This window comes from Candidatus Aegiribacteria sp. (assembly GCA_021108005.1).
GTDB lineage: Bacteria > Fermentibacterota > Fermentibacteria > Fermentibacterales > JCC-6 > Aegiribacteria.
This window is the reverse complement of sequence record JAIORS010000115.1, coordinates 1-20,271: the sequence shown is the minus strand read 5'-3', so window position 1 is coordinate 20,271 and position 20,271 is coordinate 1. Positions and strand designations below refer to the sequence as shown.

Here is a 20,271-nt window from a genome sequence, read left to right as displayed (position 1 = left end):
GATAAATGCGTTATATACTTGCGGTACTCATACTTGCGTCTACGGCTATGGCTCAGACCCCATTCGAGTTCGCGGTTGTTCAGGAACTGGTTGGAGGCGAACCCTTTGTAAGCATTATTCGTATAAAAATCAACGCTGGTGTACCGGAATCCGGTAGAACACAGCTTGAGCTTACAACAAGAGCCGGTATGATTATGCAGGGTGAGCATTCGGTATTCCCTGATTCATCCACACCAGACTACGTAGTATTCTCAGGGCTTGTTGAGTATAAGGCGCAGATACCTGTTTATACGGTCAATCGTGTATTCTCAGTGCTCTCAGATTGTATGAACCGGTTTCCGGGGATGGGAATTACAGATCTTGCCCTCGATGTGGTTGATACAAGTGACCTGAGCTGGATAGGTATAAAATGCAGCATAGCCAGTATTGACAGTGTACTGAACGGAACGTTGAGCCATGAAGCATTCTGGCAGAACGCTGAACTCAGGGAATTCGAAGTTGGAACAGCATGCTTTCAAACGGATATGAGAAGGCCTCTGGTTCCACAGTGGAGCATTGCCGGTGATAGCATTCCAGTTAATTCTGTACCGGAATCCGCCGCGATTTCCTCTCAACCCTGGAAATCACTTCTTTTCCCCGGATGGGGTCAGATCTCAGCCGGAAGGGGAATAGGGTGGCTGAATATCGCAGTAGAAGCGGGAGGAATTGCACTGATAGCAACCGGTGAAAATGAGACGGGCATAGCTGTGCTGGGCGTTAATCATCTTGTTAGTTTTATAGACCTGTTCTAAGGGAAGGAAACAGTCAATTGAGGAGACTCAGGAAGATTCTTAAAATGTGCCTTGTTTTCGGTGTTCTGATCTGGACTCTGGGATTCGTTCTGGGAAGCGGAATGTCTTTTACCTGGTCCCTTGCGGGTTTTGCGGCCTATATGGCACCTATATCGGGAGTGATTCTACTGGTAATGATGCTAACGAGATTAGGCGAGGCTCCCCAGGATACAAGGCGAAAGGCCGGAGAAACACTGAAGTGTGTAGAGTGTGGAAGGCCTTCGGTACCCGGATCCAAATATTGCAGGTACCATCTTGACATCATGAAAGAGGAGGAGGAACGGGGGTCCGAGTGACGCCTGACCGAAAAATACTCAATTCCGGTACTCTTCTGACACTTTTACTGGGAAGTCTTGCGGCGGCAGTGTTCCTTCGCGCGGTTGTCTTCAGTTGCGATGAGCTTCTGGAGATGAGAAAAAGAACTCCTGTGCTTGGTACTTTCGCCACATACATTGTAATAGCGGAGAGCGAAGCTGCGGGCACAATTCTTTCATCGATGGATTCTCTGGCAAGATATCTGGACAACGAACTCGGGGTGTTCGGTTATGGCGAGTTATCTACCCTTAATATGAGGGGTTACGTCCTTATACCTGAACTATCTTCGGATATGAAAATCCTTCTCGAAAAAGCACTGTTCATCTCATCAGTTACAGATTCTCTCTTTGACCCGGCGATGGGTGTTCTTGTCAATACATGGGGTTTTCCACACGCCCCCCGTCTTCCGGACAGCACCGAAATAGACAGCGCGATAGCCCTGAGTGGTCTGAAGAATGTCAGTATATCGGGAGACACGCTCTACCTTGTCAGCGGAACGAACCTTGATTTCGGAGCCATAGCGAAGGGATACGCGGCCGACAGGATTTACAGCCATTCAAGAAGCATGGGAGCAAGCGCCGCACTGGTTGAGATCGGCGGAGAGATTCGCTGCGGAGGGGATGCTGAAACGGGAAGGCTCTGGAGGCTCGCGGTCAGAAACCCAAGGGGGGAAGACATACTTGAGATGCTTGAGATTGAAAGCGGTGCGGTGGCAACCTCGGGGGATTACGAGAGTTACTTCTTCGATAATGGAGTGCGCTTCTGTCACATTCTGGACCCGCGGACAGGATATCCGGAGTCCGGAGTAGCTTCAGTTACAGTAGTGTCCGATGACGCGGCAATCTCCGATGCCCTTGCGACAGCCATTTCGGTAGGCGGTATTGACACTGCTGCGAGTATACCAGATTCTCTTTTCAGCCTTATCATCGTGATAACGGAAGATGAGAACGGAGAGATAGGGGAATGGAGAAGAGGAAGCATATGAGGGATGCCGAATGGTTCAGGAGGGATAAGGAAAGCTGGAAATGCCTTCTCTGTCCGAAGGGCTGTTCTTTCAAAGCGGATTCATCCGTCCTCGGGCTCTGCAGGGTCAGAGGTCTTAAGAATGGAAAACCGTACCTTCCAGGATACGGCGAATGTGTTTCCCTTTCGATAGATCCGATAGAGAAAAAACCCCTTTATCATTTCCTTCCCGGTTCGTACATTTTCTCAACAGGTCCGGCAGGTTGCAATCTGACCTGTGATTTCTGTCAGAACTGGTCGATTTCACAGGGCAGGAACGTTCCGACAAGGTATGTCTCGCCTGAGGAACTGGCTGAAATGGCTACAGGCGGAAAAAGCAGTGGAATCGCTTTCACATATACCGAGCCAACCATCTGGTTCGAATACATAGCCGACTGTTCGCCAATTGTGCGAAAGAAGGGCGGAGCGGTTGTAATGGTTTCCAACGGCGAGATAAACTCCGATCCTCTCTTGAAACTCATCGAGGTTACGGATGCCTGGAACGTAGACCTTAAATCATGGTCAGATGATTTTTACAGGGAACACTGCGGAGGACACAGAGACACCGTTCTGCAGACAATCAAGACACTTGCTCGTTCATCATGTCACCTTGAAATAACGTTCCTTGTGATACCGGAGGAGAACGATGATACCGCGGAATGGCAGGAAATGGCGAAATGGATTTCGGGCGAATGCGGGGCTGACACGGTTCTTCACATATCCAGATATTTTCCAAGATACAAACTGGAGCGGAAACCAACCCCTTTTGATACATTGGTGAAAGCCAGAGACATCTTTTCTGAAAAACTCCATAATGTATACATAGGAAACGTTTCTATGGAGAATTCCAATACCGTGTGTCCGGACTGTGGATTTGTCTGCATAGAGAGAACCGGATGGTCAGTGAATACTGAGGGAATGAACAAGGGGAGATGCGCTTCCTGCGGTGGCGAACTGAACATCGTCCATGAAATCAGTTAAACATTATTCCTTTTTTAAAATAGGCGATCTCACGATACCGGTATTTGTTGTCATAGCTTTTCTCATGCTGAGCTTCAACGATGAATCGGAGAACATTTCGGAATGCTGCCTGGAAATTCACACCGGAGAGGAAATGTACCGGTTACAGCTTGGAGTGGATACCATGTTCACTGTCATGGGGAACCTGGGTGAGATGAAGATCAGCATAGAAAACTACAGGGCAAGAATATCATCATCACCCTGTCCGGGGCAGGACTGTGTAAGGCAGGGCTGGTTGAGCGGTCCGGGAGATATGGCCGTATGCGTTCCGTCAGGTGTTTTCATAATCGTATCCGATGAGAACAACAGACTTTCACCCGACGCGGTATCCTACTAGGGGTCGGACTTCATTAGCGACACTTACAGAATTAAAACTCATTGTTCCAGAAGCGCCAACGTTGCAATAACCTGTTGACCTATCTTTTCGATTTGTATTCCTGCAGTCCTGACTTAAGGATTTCAAGCGCGGACCGCATCTTTTTCTCTTCAAGGACGTATGCAATCCTTATTTCATTAAGCCCCATGCCAGGAGTGGCGTAGAATCCTTCAGCGGGAGCGACCATAGTGGTCCACCCGTCAACTGAGAAATCCGTAAGCATCCAGGAGGCGAAATCATCGGTGTCTTCAATAGGAAGCCTTATTGTAGCGTAGAAAGCTCCCTCTGGTTCAAGGAAGAATATTCCTTCTCTCCCATGAAGCTCCTCCATCAGTATGTCGCGCCTGTACTGATATTTCGATACTATCGAACTGAAATACTGCTCCGTCAGGGATTTGTACATCGCGGCGGCGCCGTACTGCGGCAGAGTTGGAGGGCAGAGCCTCGCCTGACCGAATTTCACGAACGCTGTCATAAGAGACCTGTTACGGGTTATAATGTTGCCAAGCCTCGCTCCGCATGAGCTGAACCTCTTGGATATTGAATCCATGACCACAGCGCGGTCTGCTATGTCAGGAAATTCCAGAATGGATGAGTGTTCCCTTCCATCGAATACGAAATCCCGATATACTTCATCAGCAAGCAGATACAAGTTGTAATTGATTACGATGTCTGCGAGTTCCGCTATTTCCGTATCGCTCAGTATGGTACCGGTGGGATTATTGGGATTGCATATGAGCACCGCTTTTGTTTTTTCGGTAATGCGTGAGGTGATCTCCTCGGAAGGCGGAAGGTGAAAGCCGTTCTCTACCCTGGAAGTGACAGGAACGAGCTTCACTCCCGAAAGTGTGGCGAAACCGTTGTAATTCGTGTAGAAAGGCTCAAAACAGATTATTTCATCGCCGGGGTCGCAGGTTGCCATCATTGCGAAAATGACTGCCTCAGAGCCTCCGGTTGTTATCATCACCTGGTCCGATTCGATCATAATACCAGCTTTTGAGTAATAACCGCATATGGCGTCCCTCAGTTCGGGAATACCGATGCTGGGGCCGTATGCAAGCACGTTGTTCATCTTGAGTTTAACTATGTCCCAGAACTCAACCGGTGTCGGGATATCCGGCTGGCCTATATTCAGATGGTGAATGCTAACACCTCTTTTGATTGCATCTGCCGCCAGCGGGGCGAGTTTGCGTATTGGTGATTCCTGAATGCAATCACCCCTTCTGCTGATATTAGGAGTGGTCATTGCTGATTTCCCTTCTGAATGATGAGACTATTTCGATAATTTTTTTATTCAATGTATTATACTGAGAATGATTTGAATAGTATATTATAGAATCAACGAAGAAAACCGATACGATACGGAGATTTGATGATCCTTAGACTTGTTGAGCTTGGCATAGAAGGTTCTCCGGCTGAAGACATACACAGATTCTCTGAAGCTGCTGTTACACCACCACTCCCTGACGCAGCTGCACTGCCTGAATTGTTTACAACAGGCTACGCTCTTGACAGCATTCCATCCTTTGCCCTTTCAGAAGTAGATTTAAAAAGTATTCCACTCGCTGCAGCTGCGAAGGACAACGGTATCTGGATTATAGGTGGAACCTTTCCAGTGAAGACCGAAGCTGGAGTAGTGAATAGAATGGTTGTATACTCACCTGAGGGAACGATTGCGTATCAGACGGAAAAAGTCCATCTGTTCAAGCAGATGGGGGAAGATAAGGCATTTATCCCGGGCAAATGCGGTGGAACATTCCCCTTTATGGGAACAACAGCTGCCGGGATGGTCTGTTACGACTTGAGATTCCCCGAACTCGGCAGAAGGCTTGTTCTGGATGGTGCTGAGATACTGTTCGTTCCGGCTCAGTGGCCAAGCGGCAGGCTGGGTCTGTTCAGATCACTGCTCAGGGCCAGAGCGGCTGAAGCCCAGATATTCACTGTTGGATGCAATCTGGGCGGTGAACATCTTGGGGTCCTGTTCGGAGGCGGGGGCGGAGTAGTCCACCCAGGCGGAAAAATGATCAAAGCTCGCAGTGTAACTGAAGGTGTCAGTGATTTCGAGATAGATCTATCGGACGTGAAGGATATGCGAAGTCGCATTAACTGTCTTGAAGACCGCAGGCCTGAAGAATACGGTACATGGAACAGCCAGGGAGGGTATTTATGACAGACGATTATAGCAGCCGAATTTTCAGAATGGCTATTGTACTCCTTGGTATTGTTGCTGCCGGTACTATTCTTAAAAGTGTCTCAGGGGTATTTGTACCCGTGACAGTCGCATTCTTCCTTATGTTGCTTCTCCAGCCCGTGGCGAACAGAACGGCAAGTATGACAGACAAAATGCTGTCCCGGATAATCGGCCAATTAGGCAGGGAGCATATCAGTGAAGAGTCCAAACTCGCTGTGATATTCTCAGTTATTTTCGTAATACTGCTCTTCGTAGCCCTTTCACTTGGAGTATATCTGCTTGTAAGAGGGCAGATAGCTCTTATTCTCAGCAAGAGCAACGAGATCATGAACAATATCGTTGTGCCCATTAAGAGTTGGCTGGTTTCAAGCGGAATATTCGGTGATTCGGCGGCTGTAACCAACTACATAAACGGCCTTGCTGAATCTGCAATGAGCATAGCTCCAAATGCTGCAAAACCAATTATTTCCGGTGTATTTACTTTCGTAATGATACTCTTTCTCACTACCTTCCTTATGATGGGAAGAAAAAAGCTTGAAGAGAACCTTGAGAAGAATCTCAAATTATCCAACTACAAAAGGATAATGAAGATATCTGAAAAAATAGAATCCAATACACGTAAGTTCATATTAGTAAAACTTGCAACCAGTTCTATCACCGGTATATGTATCGGCCTTGGTCTTATGCTATTTCTCAATCCCCAGGACGCACTGATATGGGGATCAATATGTTTCGTTATGAACTTCATCCCGATTTACGGTTCGCTTATTGCAGGTGCGGGCGTTGTTCTTTATACGATGGCCGTTTTCGAACACGGCAGCTTTCTTGATGCATGGCCGGTAATAATCGTTGTTATGGCCGTTAACATCACAGTCTCAAATGCAATAGAGCCAAAACTGATGCAGTTCAAACTTCCAATAGGTTCGGTTACCGTTCTTCTGGCGGTTATTGCATGGGCCTGGCTATGGGGAGCGTGGGGTATGATACTCGCGGTGCCTATTACGATTATGTTGAAAGTAATGCTGGAGGAAATACACGGTAAAGGGTGGATTACAGCCTTAATGGAAACCTGATACAGTAGGGAAAAAATGAGAAAAATAACCGTATTTACTATGTTTGTTATCGTTTTCACGGTATCTGCGGGTGAAATGCTTATTAACTGGGAAAGTACCGTAGCAGATATAACAGTCATGGAAAGCACTCTTGGTGAGTACTTCTATCTGGAAGGTGCTGTGAATACCGGGGTTCCGGGTAGTCCGACTCTTCCGGTGTTTCCGGTTTCAGTACTGCTGCCAACCGCCGCAAAGGTTGATTCCGTATCCATTGTGAGCTTTGATGAGATCGCACTACATGGATATTACGATCTCAAACCCGTTCAGCACGGTGTTCCAATTTCCAGTCCGGAACTCTTTTCGGTGACTCCCAGGAATGCTCAATCCTACAGTGAAACCGCAAGCAATCCTTTAATAATACCCGTATCGCAGGGTAATCTCATGGGATACAATATCCTGAACATGAGAATATCTCCGATAGTATGGTATCCATCTTCCGGCAGAGCTGTTCTGACCAGTTCCATCTCCATGATCATCCATTACCATTACGAAGATATGATGTGTACTCCGGAAGGCAGGGGAGCGGAAGGACTCAGGATATCTGAGGATATTATCAGCAGTCAGGTTCTGAATCCCGAAGAACTGAGTATGAGCCGAATATCTGCTGTACCGGCGGACGATCTTCCATGGGGGGAATACCTTATCGTTACGAGGGATTCGTTGGTTTCAGTATTTGAGCCCCTTGCGCAGTTTAAAACCATGAAAGGAATTCCGGCAGCTGTGGTAACCATGGAGTATATAGAATCGAATTACACCGGCGTTGACGCCGCACAGAAGCTCAGATTCTTTCTGAGAGATATATACACCCAATCACCCCCGACTTACGTTCTATTGGGCGGAGATACGCCCCTCGTACCACACAGGAACTGCTATGCGACCGCCGAAGGTTACGAAGCGTTTCCCGCGGCTGATATTTACTACCAGGACATGAACGACCTGACGGTTGGTTCGGACCAGTGGGATGCAAACAATAACGGCGTCTGGGGAGAGCTCAGCGGTGATGTAATGGATTATCATCCTGATTACATTATCGGAAGAGCTTCAGTTGAGAACGGTACGCAGGCCAATATTTTCGTAAACAAGGTTCTCGCCTACGAAATTCCCGAACTTGCTGACAGTGAAGACACAGACCCGTGGTTTACCTCCATGGGATTCACTACAGGTATACTCTGGTGGGTTCCTTTCTGTCCCGGAAGTGCAGGCAAAGAAAAAGTTGACACTCTCTACACACCCACAGAATGGCAACCTGTCGTCAAGCATTATGAGAGTAACGGCACCCAGAGCTACAGCGCTACGATGGAGATGCTCAATACGGGAATGAACCTTATCAATCATGCCGGGCACGGCAGTGAGGGAATGCTGTCGATAGGCGACGAAAGCCTTGTGAGCGACGATTTTATGGGACTCACCAATATCTCTGCACACGGCAGGGTATCAATATTCAATACAATAGCCTGTCTTTCCGGTTCCTTCGATACGGGTACCTGTCTCGCTGAATTCTGGATCAGATCACCCGGTGGCGGCGGTTTCTGCATGATGAATACAAGATACGGATGGGGAGAGCCCTCAGAACCCGGAGACCAATGGAGCGAACTGGTTGACCAGGAGTTCTTCGCCAATCTATTTACTGAAGACCTGTACAACCTTGGTGTCGCGCATTCAATGGCCTGGGACGAGTTCGTACCATTGATATCAACCGATACGCATTACGACTGGATAGCAAAATCTATTACCCTTTTCGGTGACCCTGAGTTACCTGTCTGGTCTCAAGCACCCGATGGACAGCTGCAGATTACCGCTCCGGATACACTGTCGCCGGGAATGAACAGCGTTACGGTTACGGTGGCGGATAACTCCGGTTCTGTGGAAGATGCCAGAGTATGTTTTATTCAGGGGGAATGGGATAACTCAGTGATGTACGCTGTAGATTACACCGATGCCGCAGGTCAGATCACAATGAATATAAATGCAACCGACGACTACGATACGGTGGCATTAACGGTATGGAGCAGAAATCACGTACTGAGAACAAAAGAGATACTTGTATATGGTACAGGGATTGCAGATGCTGGTGTACCTGCGATATTCCCTTATTTTTCAGGACCCTCTCCCAATCCGGCATCCAGTTCTATCACCTTTAACTGGAGCGCTACCGAAGGCTCAGCTACTGTGAGCATTTTCGATGCTGCGGGTAGAATCGTAAAAACGGTTGATACGGGTTCCGCGGAAGCGGGAACACTGGTTTGGAACTGTATTGACACTGATGGAAAGCGTGTACCTTCGGGAATATATTTCGCAAGGTTCACTGCCACGGGTACAGACCCGATAACAAGACAGATGGTTGTTATAACTGATGAATAAAAAATCATTAATACTGAAAATTGTTGCGGCCTCTTTCATCATTATCCTGTTCACAGCCTGCAATGGCAGTAATTCAGAAACGCTGATTGACATCTCAAAACGGCGAACTTGCAGAGCTAATATGAACAATCTATGCACAGATCAGGCAAGATATTGTGATGTCAACGGTGAATGGGCAACTACTATAGAACAGTTGAATGAATGTGCAGGAAGACTGCAAACTCTTACATGTCCGGAAACAGGGGAGGAGTATCTCCTGGAGTCGTCAGATAGTGGTTATGTGGTAAGCTGCCCGTCTGGACACGGATTCATAGACACGGGAAGAAGAAGCTGGACGGAAGGTTACTTAGATGAAAGTACTCTACAGGAATAATAAAAGAACTGTTATTAGATTTGATATAGGCGAGAAATTTCCCGAAACACTCGCAGATTGGTGCGAAAAGGAGAGAGTGGAATCGGCCGCTATTGTGGCAGGCATCGGAATGCTTGAGAACATAGAAATCGGACGATACAACGGTAAGGAATACGTAAAACAGATTGTTCTGCCATCTTCGGAGATACTGTCTCTTCAGGGCAATGTATCTATGAAAGAAGGTAAACCATTCGTTCACCTTCATGTGAGCCTCGCGGAAGAAGACATGTCAGTAAAGGGGGGGCATCTTTTCAATGGTACTGTTTCAATGACCATCGAACTTGTAATGCTTGAATTTGATAATGAGTTCGTAAGAGTACCGGCGGGAGGAACATTCTGGAAGCTGGATATACCACGATAAAGAACAAATCCCTATTGACTTTCACCATCGTTTTCGTAGTGTTACCTACTTCAGAGGGGCTGTAGCTCAGTTGGTATGAGCACCTGACTGGCAGTCAGGGGGTCACGGGTTCGACTCCCGTCAGCTCCACCAGAATGCGGGAGGTTCAGCCTCCCGCTTTTAGTTTCAGGGAGGAGAACCATCAAGGGTGAGTTTATCCTGAGCGAGCGGAGCGAGTCGAAGGAACTCCCGTCAGCTCCACCAGAATGCGGGAGGTTTTGCTCTCAGCTTTCATTTGTATGAGGAATTAAAACAAATATTTAAGTCTATCGTGAGTGATAGTAAGCGAGTTGAAAAATTTCATGTCAGCGCAAAATGCTAAAATAATAAATATTAGAACAGATTAATAATTCCAATAAGAACTATTTGGAATATAAGTAGAAAATTAAGCGATTTCATTCTGACCCTTGCCGAACTCATTGTTATTTTCTATCTTAACGCTTCTACGGAAAAGATGAAAGAGAATTCGAATAACGATACCGGAATCATGTTTGCCGGTAAACACTAATCAGTTAACGGAGGAAAAAAATGACAAAAGCTGACATCGTATCGAAGATTGCAGCACGTAATAATATCGGCCTCAATAAAAAGGATGTTGCTTTAGTGGTCGATGGATTTCTTGAAGAAATCAGAGAAGCTCTTTACAGTCATGATCACGTTGAGATCAGACGTTTTGGTACATTCAAGGTTGTAGACCGCAAGAAGCGTATTGCGAGAAATCCACACACAGGCGACGCTGTTGAAGTCCCAAGAAGGAAAGTACCTGTTTTCAAACCTTCACGAATTGTGAAAAACAAGGTCGCAAAATAGATGCCCAGCGGGAAAAAGAAAAAACGTAAAAAGATAGCAAAACATAAAATGAAGAAAAGACGCCGGGCTAACAGGCATAAGAAGAAAAACAAGTAATTGAAAATAGCTGTTCTTTCAGATACTCATATACCCACAAGGCTGGGGGCAATCCCCGGCCGGGTGTATGAGATTTGTGTAGAATGTGATCTCATTCTGCATTCAGGAGACATGGTCGATAAAAGCGTAATTATTGACCTTGAAAGATTTGCGCCGGTAAAAGCTGTTCATGGCAACATGGACCCATACGATATCTTCAGTAAGTATCCTGAGAGTCTTGAACTGGAGATCGAAGGAAAAAGGATATGCATGACGCATGGGACAGGAGCAAGATTCGGAATAGAGAACAGGATCTTCAAAAGGTTCAAGTCCCGTAATCCGGAAATAATCATTTTTGGTCATTCACATGTATTCTGCAATGATATCAAAGATGGTGTACTTAGACTGAATCCCGGCGCAGTATCAGGATCAATTGGAAGCAGAACAATGGCACTTCTTACTCTTGAGAAAGGCAAAAAGCCATTAGTAGAAAAGATATCCTTCTGACTGATTCCAGTGCATATTAAATAAAAGGTGCCCCCGTAGCTCAGCTGGATAGAGCGTCGGCCTCCGGAGCCGGAAGCATGGGTTCGAATCCCGTCGGGGGTACCAAATTTCAGAAACACTCAGATTCAGAGCATAGATCCCCTTTACAGATTTGAAAAAGTTATCAGGTGAAGGTATCTACCATCCATATAAGAAAGTCTGGTTCCGTCTGGGGATAGAGTGGGATGATTCCTGCGATAGTCGAAAGACGGTGTGTTACCATAGCTGAAACAGGAACTCAACCAAATAGGATTCATCATATCATCAAATAGAGCATACCTGAGTTCAATATCGTTTCTCTGTTCTGAGAGTAACTCTGCGAAAATATATCCATTGTCTGAAAGTCCTAGTATGGCTCTAAAGATTGAGAGATCTTCATAATTTTCGGGATGAGCATCGGGTATGATGAGTACATTTTCAAGTGTTTCAGTGGAAAGAACACTCAAATATGGTGTTTCACTCAATTCGAAATGATTGCATACAAGATTACCAGATGGGGAGAAAACTGCTTGAACGGTTCTCTCATTCCATTCTTTCAGGATCTGACCTGTTGATGCATTGAAAAGGCGTGTTCTCCCAGGGGAGTAGGGGGAGTATTGGAAAAGTAGAACATATTTGCAATTGCCGTCCATTGAGAGTGCAGTTAACTCACCCCTTTCATTCCGGTTTTCGAGATCTATCATTTTTGTATGGTTTCCATCACTATTCATAAATATCAATACATACTTGTTATCTTCATACAATCCGACTTGCAGCAGATAATCACCATCTGGCGTCAAACGCTCCCGATTTCTACAATAGCGAGGGAGGGTTAGATTGTCTAACAGTATTAATGAATCAAGAGTGAAATCTTCATTATAAAAATGTACTCTATCGTCTTCAACCCTTACTAATCTTCCACAATTTCCAATAAAGTAGAATGGAGCTATATAGCAAGCCATATCAAGGCTTACAGCTCTATCGGGCTCTTGTAGTTCGGGAGACGGGTCGAAACAGGTTGAGTTTCCCGTGATCATGTCGATGAATTCAGCATTTCCGCCCTGAAAAAGGAAACCAACTGATTCCATTGCAAGAACATATCTGCCATTAGGAGAAGAACGAAAGACTTTCACTGGATATGTGAATTCTATCACCTTTGGTTCTTGATTACTTCGAAGTAATACTGCACGATGATGGTATATCAGAAGAATACTTCGATTATCCAATTCATCGAAGATTACCTTGTGACCTATAAAGCCCCAGTTGATTAAATCGCTATTACCCCACTGCGTTATATCTATGTATTCATGATCTGCCTGATACTCTTCTGCAAGCCATTCATCAGGTATTGAATTATGAAAAACATCCGGAGTTTGGCGTGATTGCGAATCGGACGAAAATCCACTTGATTGATGAAGCAGATAATCTAGTTTAATCCGGTATACTCCGTTAGTATATCGAGCGTCATCAAAGTTTATACTTAACTCCCAGAATCCAGGAATTCTGAGATGAAGACTATTGCTACTATCGTTCAGGCTGATTCTATAGGTGTGACCAGATCTGGTACTTGGTAGGCAAGTAGATACAGTATAGAATTGAACCAAGTCCCCTATGTGGTTCAGGATACTGTCAGAGATGAGTTCTACTTCAACTTCCATAGTATTTTCAAAATAGGGCCATATAAAGTAGTGACCACGATTAGGCCATTGTGGAGATACAAAAACATCACCAACATCAGTAGTGTCGTTGCATAAAACTTGTATACTGAAAGGGGAGAAAGTAGAATAATCCATTACATGGGCGGTCAAGTCGTAGGCCCCCATTGGTAGATTACTGATCGCGAAATAACCCAATGAATCAGTCATAGCACCGAATAGTGTTCCTCGCACCATTACTCTTGCGTTTGCTACTGCATCTTCAACACCATATAACTCGTTTATATGGGCAACTGTAACACGCCCAATGATTGTGCCAGTTTCTGGCTCTGTACTTTGATTAGTTTCAGCAGCATGAGAAATGAAAGAGAGTGTTAGAGCGAAAAGGAAAACGAAACTACGCAAAATAAAATATCTCCTTCAGTAATAACCCAATAAAACATCAATCTATTATTATCGCTTAATTGACATTCGTCTAGTCTGATTATTGATACTTATTACTGTAGGAAGGACAATCCTTCAAATAGTAACTTATTTTATTATGTTTTCATCACTCGTACCAGTTCCAATCCCATTTGGCAGATGATAGCCTATAAATAGTACTTTAAGATAATGACCTGCTAAGGTGTTAATATCACGCAGTATAGGCTTTCTGCAGCTCAGCAACACTTATGATCCAATCCAAGAACGGTTTCCAACTGGAAATCATCAGGGGTACCAAATTTCAGAATTTAAATATCTAATTACCTCCGCCCCTATTTCGTATTGCATTGTGGACTCGGTATCTCAGATCGAGAATTGGACTTAATCATATATTCAGAAATCATTGATTTATAACAATTGACTTGCATATATCATTTGATCTCCCGGAGTGGATTTGGGTTGTATCACTTCAGTAGAGAATAGCATGTTCAAATATGCTGCAGATGTGAAATATAATGTCTCTATATGGCAAAATCGTTCTGTTCCTGTTGATATTGGATCTGCGTTTGAAACCGGATTGTGGAGTGTTTAGAGGACCCATGGCTATCTCCTGAATGGAGATATTACTTGATAATATAGATTATCGGGTAGTCATACTCGTACTTGGGAATCCCCAGTATCCCGTATTCCGATATGTGGAATTTCCAGTTTATTACACCATCAATATCTGGAATGATAACCGTTTTGACGACTTCCAGGCTGTCGGGATCAATAATATCGAATACAGCAATATCCTCAAATCCTCGCTGAACCCACAATCTGCCGAGGCTGTCAGTGCCAAGCTCACCAATCATTGCTCTATATGGATACGGCTCCCATTCGATTGATCTTTCACCTGATGTAGCGGAGTACAGAGAACCTTCAATGAATACTTTCTCTTCAGCAATATCTTCGGAAGATTTCTCAACAGCTGAATAAGGAAGCAACAGAGTATCCCGAGGAGTACCGTCTTTATCAAAGGAGTAGAGCAATGGCTCTGTTAGAGGATTCGGCGCTACAAATATGGTGCTATCAATAACTGTGTATTTCACATAATGATAAAGATCTATGGTAAATATATCGTTTGGAACATTGGCAATATAGTCTGCCTGATAGTAAACAGCGATTTCTTGATTTGGATCGAATTCACTCCACATTGTTATTCTTCTGTCGATAGACACGCCAGCATTTGTCATGTCCAGTATATTTACAATTCCAACGATTGCATCAGGGCCGCATGATTCCATTTGCGAAATTCTAGAATTGTCGAGCAACTCCGCATCTAAATACTCCCATTCACTGTTGAAGCGAAACCATTGTCTATTAACAACACATATCGATCCATCACCGGTAATCTCAAGTGCAAGCGGATCATTGAACTCGCCTGGTCCTTCTCCATAACGTCCTATCTGATGAATAAACTCACCTGTTGGGGAGAAGATAAGGATACAATTTCTAATGCTATCAAGAACGAATATTTTGCCTTGCTGGTCTCTATCAACATTTGATATTGTTCCGAATATGTAATTGCTATCTCCATACATAACTCCAATTGAATCTACTATTTGCAAAGTGTCATAAGGAACTGATGAAAGCGTTTCGGATTGTTGATTCTCTGAGCATGAAATACATAGGGCACAGAGATACAGTATTACGGTTCTTGCAAATTTCATGTTTCGACCCCAGACCCTTCTATTTCCAAATTTCTTAAGTTGTTTCTTTAACTGATGCAAGCTTAATCTCACAAAATTAAAGCACACTGAGATACTCCTCTAAAGCAGCCGTTTCTATCTGCCAGGTTTTTGTTGCCATTTGCTGTATGAATCCCAGCTCAGCATTGATCTTCAGTATGGCATCGTTGTTGTCTGCGTTTCCCGTTTTCACATACTCAACCTCGGGCATGTCCCGAATCACTTTCTTCAGCATTTCGGCCTTGAGCCGTCTCCCTATTCCTTTTCCTCTGGCATCGGGAAGAACAGCTGTGTACCCCTGTAAAACAACCGATGGTCGTGAAGAGAACCAAGATATCTTCGTAAGCCCAAGCAGACGATCACTTTCGGCATCAGCACCGTAAATTGCATGAACTTTTTTACCCATCGAAATCGAAACATTTTCACCTTTTCGAACATTCTCCGGAGTGAATTTATAACCAGAATCCCCGTGCTGTTCTTTCCCTGCGTCATAGATCACCTGATAGAAGTCAGATATCTCCTGGATCCGATGTTCCGGAGTTAATCCTTCCCAGTTACCAATGGTGACCTCATTGAATCCCTGCATCGGAAGCCCAAGCCATGAATTGATAAGGGTTTCCTCCACATCCTTTAGAACAAGAATATTGAAGTGTCCCTTATGGACAGTTTCTGCCCCTGTTGGAGCGATGAATTTCTCACCGGGCAGACACCTGTCATTTGTTTGAACGCGAAGTATCTTCCTTTCCCGTTCTGTTGCAGTTTGAACTATTTTTCTCAGAAATGTACTGCCAATTCCACTGCGTCTGTAGTTTTGATCGATCTGTATGGTGAAATAGGCGGGGTCGCTTTCTGAACCCTCCTTTGAGAAATGGACACCAGCAAGCCCGACCATGACCTCATCTTCACCATGCCAGATGCACCATTCAACAGACTCCAGAAGCTCTTGCATGGCGCGGTTATGTGCAAGCAGTATCTCCATGGTTAAAACAGACTCGTCAGGGAGCGTTTCCTTGCGAAGGCTACTCCGCAGAGCGTACCAGGCGTCTATCTGTTTCTGGTTCGAGGAAGCGACTGAGAAGGGAACAATTGTAAACCCGTACATTATTGTAGCCTCCATTCTTAATTTTGAGTAATATAATACCGTCACTGAGAGTATGATTCACCTGCGTATATTGAATGGTTCCATACCCTTGAGTCAAGATAAGCTTTCACCTCGGGTCGGAAGGCACTATTTCTGGTCTGTGAGCCTGACGCGAACTACCTTCCCTGGAAGGATGACGTCCCGGAGATAGAGGTTGGGTGAGATTGTATCCGCCCGGCATCAGGAGGAGTGTGCGCTCCGGGGAGGGGTTCCGCTTCCCATCGGGGAGGTTGGTTCTTTGACAGGTCAGATATATTCCAATATTACTCAATGAAGCAGTGAAATCAATGAAAGCCGGAAGGTATTCGGGCCGATCGGCAGAATCTCAGCGGTGCGCTGCGGTCGTGTTTTCTATTGAAATCTCACCGGAATTCACTCATTCTTCCGATATTCCGGCACGAAAAAGGTTATGACCCGGTTCAAAATTCCGTACCAACGAAAATTCTGGTTGACTAAGCGTCAGTTATCCTGTTCGGTGGAAATATTTGCTCTGAGAAGCACAAGTTCATTCGATGTAGTATCCTCCCCGGTAATCAGGAACTCGGACTCCAGAGGGTTCGTCTCGATGATGCTGTAGAACCAATCGGCGAAATCGAGATCACACACAACCGTTTTCTGAAATGCTCCCGTGCAATCAAGAACGGTGATGAACGGCAGTTTTGATCCCCAGGCGGAACGAGGGTACCCTTCGGGTATAACGATCCTCGCTGTAGCACCTACAGCTACTATCAAGCCCGAAGAAGCTTCGATAGCCTCGTAAACTCCGGCCATTCCGAGGGCATAGCCTGTTGTCTTCCACCGGGGATTGCCGGTATCACCATCCAGAAGGCATACGAACCAGGCGTCAGGGCTTGTGAGAAACTGCGAGACAGTACCACCGGCAAGAATATCTCCGCTTGATGTCTTCCTGAGGAATCTGACGCCCGGCGATACCTCACCGATAACCCCAGGCAGGTCCAGTAGATAGCAGGTACCAAGTGAGTAGTGAAATATCATCTCGCCGGCAGATGACACACTCTGGATCTCCGTGTAGGTGGAATGGCAATCGGGAGGGCTGTTTATCAGATATCCGCCATCCGGGAGCTTCGTTACAGCCTGATAATTGCTGAATTCATCCGTTCCCTCAAGAGCGCATGTCCATACCGTGTCATTCTGTTCTGTGCAGGCAATCATCCATATCTCGTTCGATCCCCCAAGTTGGGAAAAACTCAGTATGAGCCGGTTATCAGGGATATCCAGAACAACTACTTCAGATGATACCGGACATCCAGCTGAATCAATTACAATCGTCCACAATTCAGTGTTGAATAAAGAATCACCAGAAGGAACAGCCCGATTTGTAGAGATTCTCATTCCTCCCGATTCCAGAAACTGACAGCTGTCGATCCGGATTGGACTCCATCTCATAATTTCGACAGGACATGAATGCTCTGAAAGAATATCGATAGTGACTGAATTTGCTGATTCTGCAAACAGGAGTAGAAGAACGGCTGATATGAGCTTCATAAACTTTCCTTACATGCTGATGGGCATTGACCGGGAACGTATGGATAACACAATCAGAACAAATTTCCTAGCCAACAATGATTGTACAGATACCATTAAGGAGCTGCGTGAATAGGTCGGATATTCGCTCTTCCGGTTGAGGCCAAGAGGTGAATTTCTCGTACATATCTGATATAAGTGCAGAGTCCTCAGCTTTCTGTAACTCGTTATGGAGGAGTTCAAGTAAGGTGTTACATGTCTTTTCGGAGAACACTGATTTGATTTGCTTTCCTAAGACGAAACAAGAAGTGAGTTCGGCATCATACTCATTTTCCTCCATAACGGAATCATACTTATTATAGAGTTCATCATCCGGGAAAGAGTGTATTGCATTAACTAGAAAGTAAGCGAGATCACCAGCATCGTCGACTCCACGTATCGAATGCCTATCCTTCCATGCTAGCAATTTAAGGACAAACTGCTCAGCAAAACCGGCTGATTTGATCTCAAACTCGTCATTAATACTTATGCTTATACTGGATGAGTAAGCATCTGCAAAACCCTGAACATTCATTTCAAATTCGTCATCATCTCCCCAACGGTACATTTCATCAGGCTCAGCGAAACGTCCGAAGAGAATTATGTCCAAACGTAAATTACTTGAATGAATAAGTCTATGTTCATTATAACGATCTTGTTTGAAGTTATACTTTCTACGAAGATTATCCCTGAAATTGTAGAAGTCCTCAAGGGATTTTACGCAAATAGCTATATCAAGGTCGATTGTTGCTCGACCAACTGAAACCTCTAAAATTTCTTCGAAAAGCAGAATCCTGGAATAAGCACCGCAGAGAAACCAGGTAATGCTTAGCTCCGTGGATATGGCATTTATGGCAGAAAGTATTTTCCTTCTATCTGCATCGATAGTTACCTTATACATCCCAATCTCCCATAATCATTTTTACAGTCTCTCTATTTCTTTCTCCACCTTCAGCTAACAACTCCGCACACACAAGCAGGGGAGGGACTATAGGGATTTGATTGACATGTAAGTTTTCATTGTCCCAAAACTTGCTGAGTATAGTGAGGTTTCCCTCTGGATTAGCTTTTAGCTTCAAGGCAATAGCCAGTTCGTGAATGCTTCCTTGCATGTAAATAACTCCATGCTCTGGGTGAAGATACTTTGTAAGAACTGCGGCTGCTGTTTCACCACCAAGTACTGCTCCATATTGGTTGAGATCTATATTTATCCACCAGTTTTTCTCCAGAACATCGAAGCGTCTTGGATTGAGTTTTGGACGGATCTGTACAGGATATGCTTCTAACCATCTAGCTACAAGTTTGTCACGCTTTATGATTTTTCGATTGTGCTTGTAAGCTCGAATATATCCAAGCTGTTTCAAATCCTTGAATGTCAATCCTACAGTTCCCAAAGCTACTCCCGCCAGCTTTGCGATTTCTCTATAGGGGAGATTTACAGCATTCTCGATTGCTAGCAGAGTGAATATGACCTGAAGTCTTGTGCCAATAAACATGTTAACCGGTTTCTGGATAGCTGTGTCCTGTTGTCTATTACCGATTACAAAAATTCGAATGAAGGGATCTTGCTGAGTAAGATACATGTTCCCCAAAGTGTCAATGAATTGAATTTTCCTTCTTCTCAGATCTCTTGCAATCCTATTTGTTGCTACATCTGTTACTAGTAGCAGGGTTCTATCGGTTGCAGCCTGGTAGAATTCCATAACATCAAGCATTTTGAGATCAATGTTCCTGCGAATCTCAACATAATATTCATGGAGTATTTTCTCGAATTTGAGTACGGCATCATGTTTGATGCCCATAATACCCATGGGTATCTCCCATTGTACTTCACAATTTCCAACAGGTAATTCCTCGTTAAGTTTCTTGAGTGCTATCTGTAGTATTTCCCTATCGCGATTTCGATGAGTCAATTTCATGACAAACTCATTTCTTTGTTCATTATAACTGTCTGTTTCGACTTTGATGAACATAGCTTATTCTTGAACATGATGCAAGCATTGAGCGACATATAATTCTGAAATACATGATGATACAACAGTCTGGAAATTCATAATAGACGATGAATACTATTGGATAACTGATTGATTACTCGGAGAACAGGAGTGATAGAGTTTATATATCACTGTTGGAATGCGTTATACAATCTCATAAGTAAGGGATTGCTTTGTTGCGGATATATCACAAAAGGCTCGATCTTTCATAATTCCAATTACTTCATTGGGGCTGGTTACCAAGAGGCGATCAAAATGAGAAGTAAGTTGCTGCGTTTAGAATAGAAGCTAATGAACGTGGGACACCTGTGATATTGAACAGGATATAAACGCCGGGAAACAGGCGCTATATTTTTCCTTGCATTTAATAGAATA

Annotated in this window: 19 protein-coding genes and 2 tRNA genes; 14 read left to right on the top strand and 7 right to left on the bottom strand. The window is 44.7% G+C overall.

All coding sequences use genetic code 11. The annotated features are described in order from the left end of the window. Positions 1 to 5: 5 nt before the first annotated feature. From K8S15_07015 to K8S15_06995, 5 genes are read left to right on the top strand one after another with little or no spacing between them, the layout of a single operon-like run. Positions 6 to 791 (top strand): hypothetical protein, encoded by a 786-nt coding sequence (locus tag K8S15_07015; GenBank protein MCD4775786.1) that lies wholly within the window; start codon positions 6 to 8, stop codon positions 789 to 791. 17 nt (positions 792 to 808) lie between these two features. After that, complete coding sequence (locus K8S15_07010; protein ID MCD4775785.1) at positions 809 to 1,126, top strand: hypothetical protein; 318 nt, start codon at positions 809 to 811, stop codon at positions 1,124 to 1,126. Further along, complete coding sequence (locus K8S15_07005) at positions 1,123 to 2,130, top strand: FAD:protein FMN transferase (protein MCD4775784.1); 1,008 nt, start codon at positions 1,123 to 1,125, stop codon at positions 2,128 to 2,130. The genes K8S15_07010 and K8S15_07005 overlap by 4 nt, the downstream gene beginning before the upstream one ends. Then, the gene (gene amrS / locus K8S15_07000) at positions 2,109 to 3,128 is read left to right on the top strand and encodes an AmmeMemoRadiSam system radical SAM enzyme (GenBank protein MCD4775783.1); all 1,020 of its coding nucleotides are present in this window, start codon (positions 2,109 to 2,111) and stop codon (positions 3,126 to 3,128) included. Before K8S15_07005 ends, amrS begins: the two co-directional genes overlap by 22 nt. After that, complete coding sequence (locus K8S15_06995; GenBank protein MCD4775782.1) at positions 3,115 to 3,504, top strand: NusG domain II-containing protein; 390 nt, start codon at positions 3,115 to 3,117, stop codon at positions 3,502 to 3,504. Before amrS ends, K8S15_06995 begins: the two co-directional genes overlap by 14 nt. A gap of 79 nt (positions 3,505 to 3,583) precedes the next feature. Here K8S15_06995 and K8S15_06990 read toward each other — a convergent pair whose 3' ends face one another. Beyond that, complete coding sequence (locus K8S15_06990; protein ID MCD4775781.1) at positions 3,584 to 4,789, bottom strand: pyridoxal phosphate-dependent aminotransferase; 1,206 nt, start codon at positions 4,787 to 4,789, stop codon at positions 3,584 to 3,586. 126 nt (positions 4,790 to 4,915) lie between these two features. On the opposite strand from K8S15_06990, the gene K8S15_06985 reads away from it, so the two are divergent. The 9 genes from K8S15_06985 to K8S15_06945 all read left to right on the top strand — a co-directional run bounded on the left by K8S15_06985 (position 4,916) and on the right by K8S15_06945 (position 11,516). After that, on the top strand, positions 4,916 to 5,713 hold the full coding sequence (locus K8S15_06985; protein ID MCD4775780.1) for a carbon-nitrogen family hydrolase: 798 nt from the start codon (positions 4,916 to 4,918) through the stop codon (positions 5,711 to 5,713). After that, complete coding sequence (locus tag K8S15_06980; GenBank protein ID MCD4775779.1) at positions 5,710 to 6,807, top strand: AI-2E family transporter; 1,098 nt, start codon at positions 5,710 to 5,712, stop codon at positions 6,805 to 6,807. Before K8S15_06985 ends, K8S15_06980 begins: the two co-directional genes overlap by 4 nt. Before the next feature lie 15 nt (positions 6,808 to 6,822). Continuing rightward, positions 6,823 to 9,207 (top strand): T9SS type A sorting domain-containing protein, encoded by a 2,385-nt coding sequence (locus K8S15_06975; protein MCD4775778.1) that lies wholly within the window; start codon positions 6,823 to 6,825, stop codon positions 9,205 to 9,207. Further along, positions 9,200 to 9,580, top strand: a complete 381-nt coding sequence (locus K8S15_06970) for a hypothetical protein (protein ID MCD4775777.1) — start codon at positions 9,200 to 9,202, stop codon at positions 9,578 to 9,580. The genes K8S15_06975 and K8S15_06970 overlap by 8 nt, the downstream gene beginning before the upstream one ends. Beyond that, positions 9,558 to 9,980, top strand: coding sequence for a DUF296 domain-containing protein (locus tag K8S15_06965; protein MCD4775776.1), 423 nt, complete (start codon positions 9,558 to 9,560; stop codon positions 9,978 to 9,980). Before K8S15_06970 ends, K8S15_06965 begins: the two co-directional genes overlap by 23 nt. Positions 9,981 to 10,035: 55 nt before the next feature. Next, positions 10,036 to 10,112 (top strand) — tRNA-Ala (locus K8S15_06960). 435 nt (positions 10,113 to 10,547) lie between these two features. Next, positions 10,548 to 10,829, top strand: a complete 282-nt coding sequence (locus K8S15_06955) for an integration host factor subunit beta (protein ID MCD4775775.1) — start codon at positions 10,548 to 10,550, stop codon at positions 10,827 to 10,829. A gap of 96 nt (positions 10,830 to 10,925) precedes the next feature. Further along, on the top strand, positions 10,926 to 11,411 hold the full coding sequence (locus K8S15_06950; protein MCD4775774.1) for a metallophosphatase family protein: 486 nt from the start codon (positions 10,926 to 10,928) through the stop codon (positions 11,409 to 11,411). Between the two features lie 29 nt (positions 11,412 to 11,440). Next, positions 11,441 to 11,516: transfer RNA gene (locus tag K8S15_06945), tRNA-Arg, on the top strand. Between the two features lie 38 nt (positions 11,517 to 11,554). On the opposite strand, the gene K8S15_06940 is transcribed toward K8S15_06945, so the two are convergent. The 6 genes from K8S15_06940 to K8S15_06915 form a co-directional block, all read right to left on the bottom strand. Beyond that, entirely contained in the window at positions 11,555 to 13,489 is a 1,935-nt protein-coding gene (locus K8S15_06940; GenBank protein MCD4775773.1) for a carboxypeptidase-like regulatory domain-containing protein, read from the bottom strand. A 641-nt stretch (positions 13,490 to 14,130) separates the two neighbouring features. Then, positions 14,131 to 15,306, bottom strand: coding sequence for a 6-bladed beta-propeller (locus K8S15_06935; protein ID MCD4775772.1), 1,176 nt, complete (start codon positions 15,304 to 15,306; stop codon positions 14,131 to 14,133). After that, positions 15,296 to 16,339: a GNAT family N-acetyltransferase gene (locus K8S15_06930; protein ID MCD4775771.1), complete on the bottom strand. Its 1,044-nt coding sequence runs from the start codon at positions 16,337 to 16,339 to the stop codon at positions 15,296 to 15,298. The genes K8S15_06935 and K8S15_06930 overlap by 11 nt, the downstream gene beginning before the upstream one ends. A 498-nt stretch (positions 16,340 to 16,837) precedes the next feature. Further along, positions 16,838 to 17,884 carry a hypothetical protein gene (locus K8S15_06925; GenBank protein ID MCD4775770.1) on the bottom strand — a complete coding sequence of 349 codons (1,047 nt, stop codon included), beginning with the start codon at positions 17,882 to 17,884 and terminating at the stop codon, positions 16,838 to 16,840. Positions 17,885 to 17,951: 67 nt separating this feature from the next. Beyond that, entirely contained in the window at positions 17,952 to 18,803 is an 852-nt protein-coding gene (locus K8S15_06920; GenBank protein MCD4775769.1) for a hypothetical protein, read from the bottom strand. Continuing rightward, on the bottom strand, positions 18,796 to 19,875 hold the full coding sequence (locus K8S15_06915; GenBank protein MCD4775768.1) for a hypothetical protein: 1,080 nt from the start codon (positions 19,873 to 19,875) through the stop codon (positions 18,796 to 18,798). The genes K8S15_06920 and K8S15_06915 overlap by 8 nt, the downstream gene beginning before the upstream one ends. Between the last annotated feature and the right edge of the window lie 396 nt (positions 19,876 to 20,271).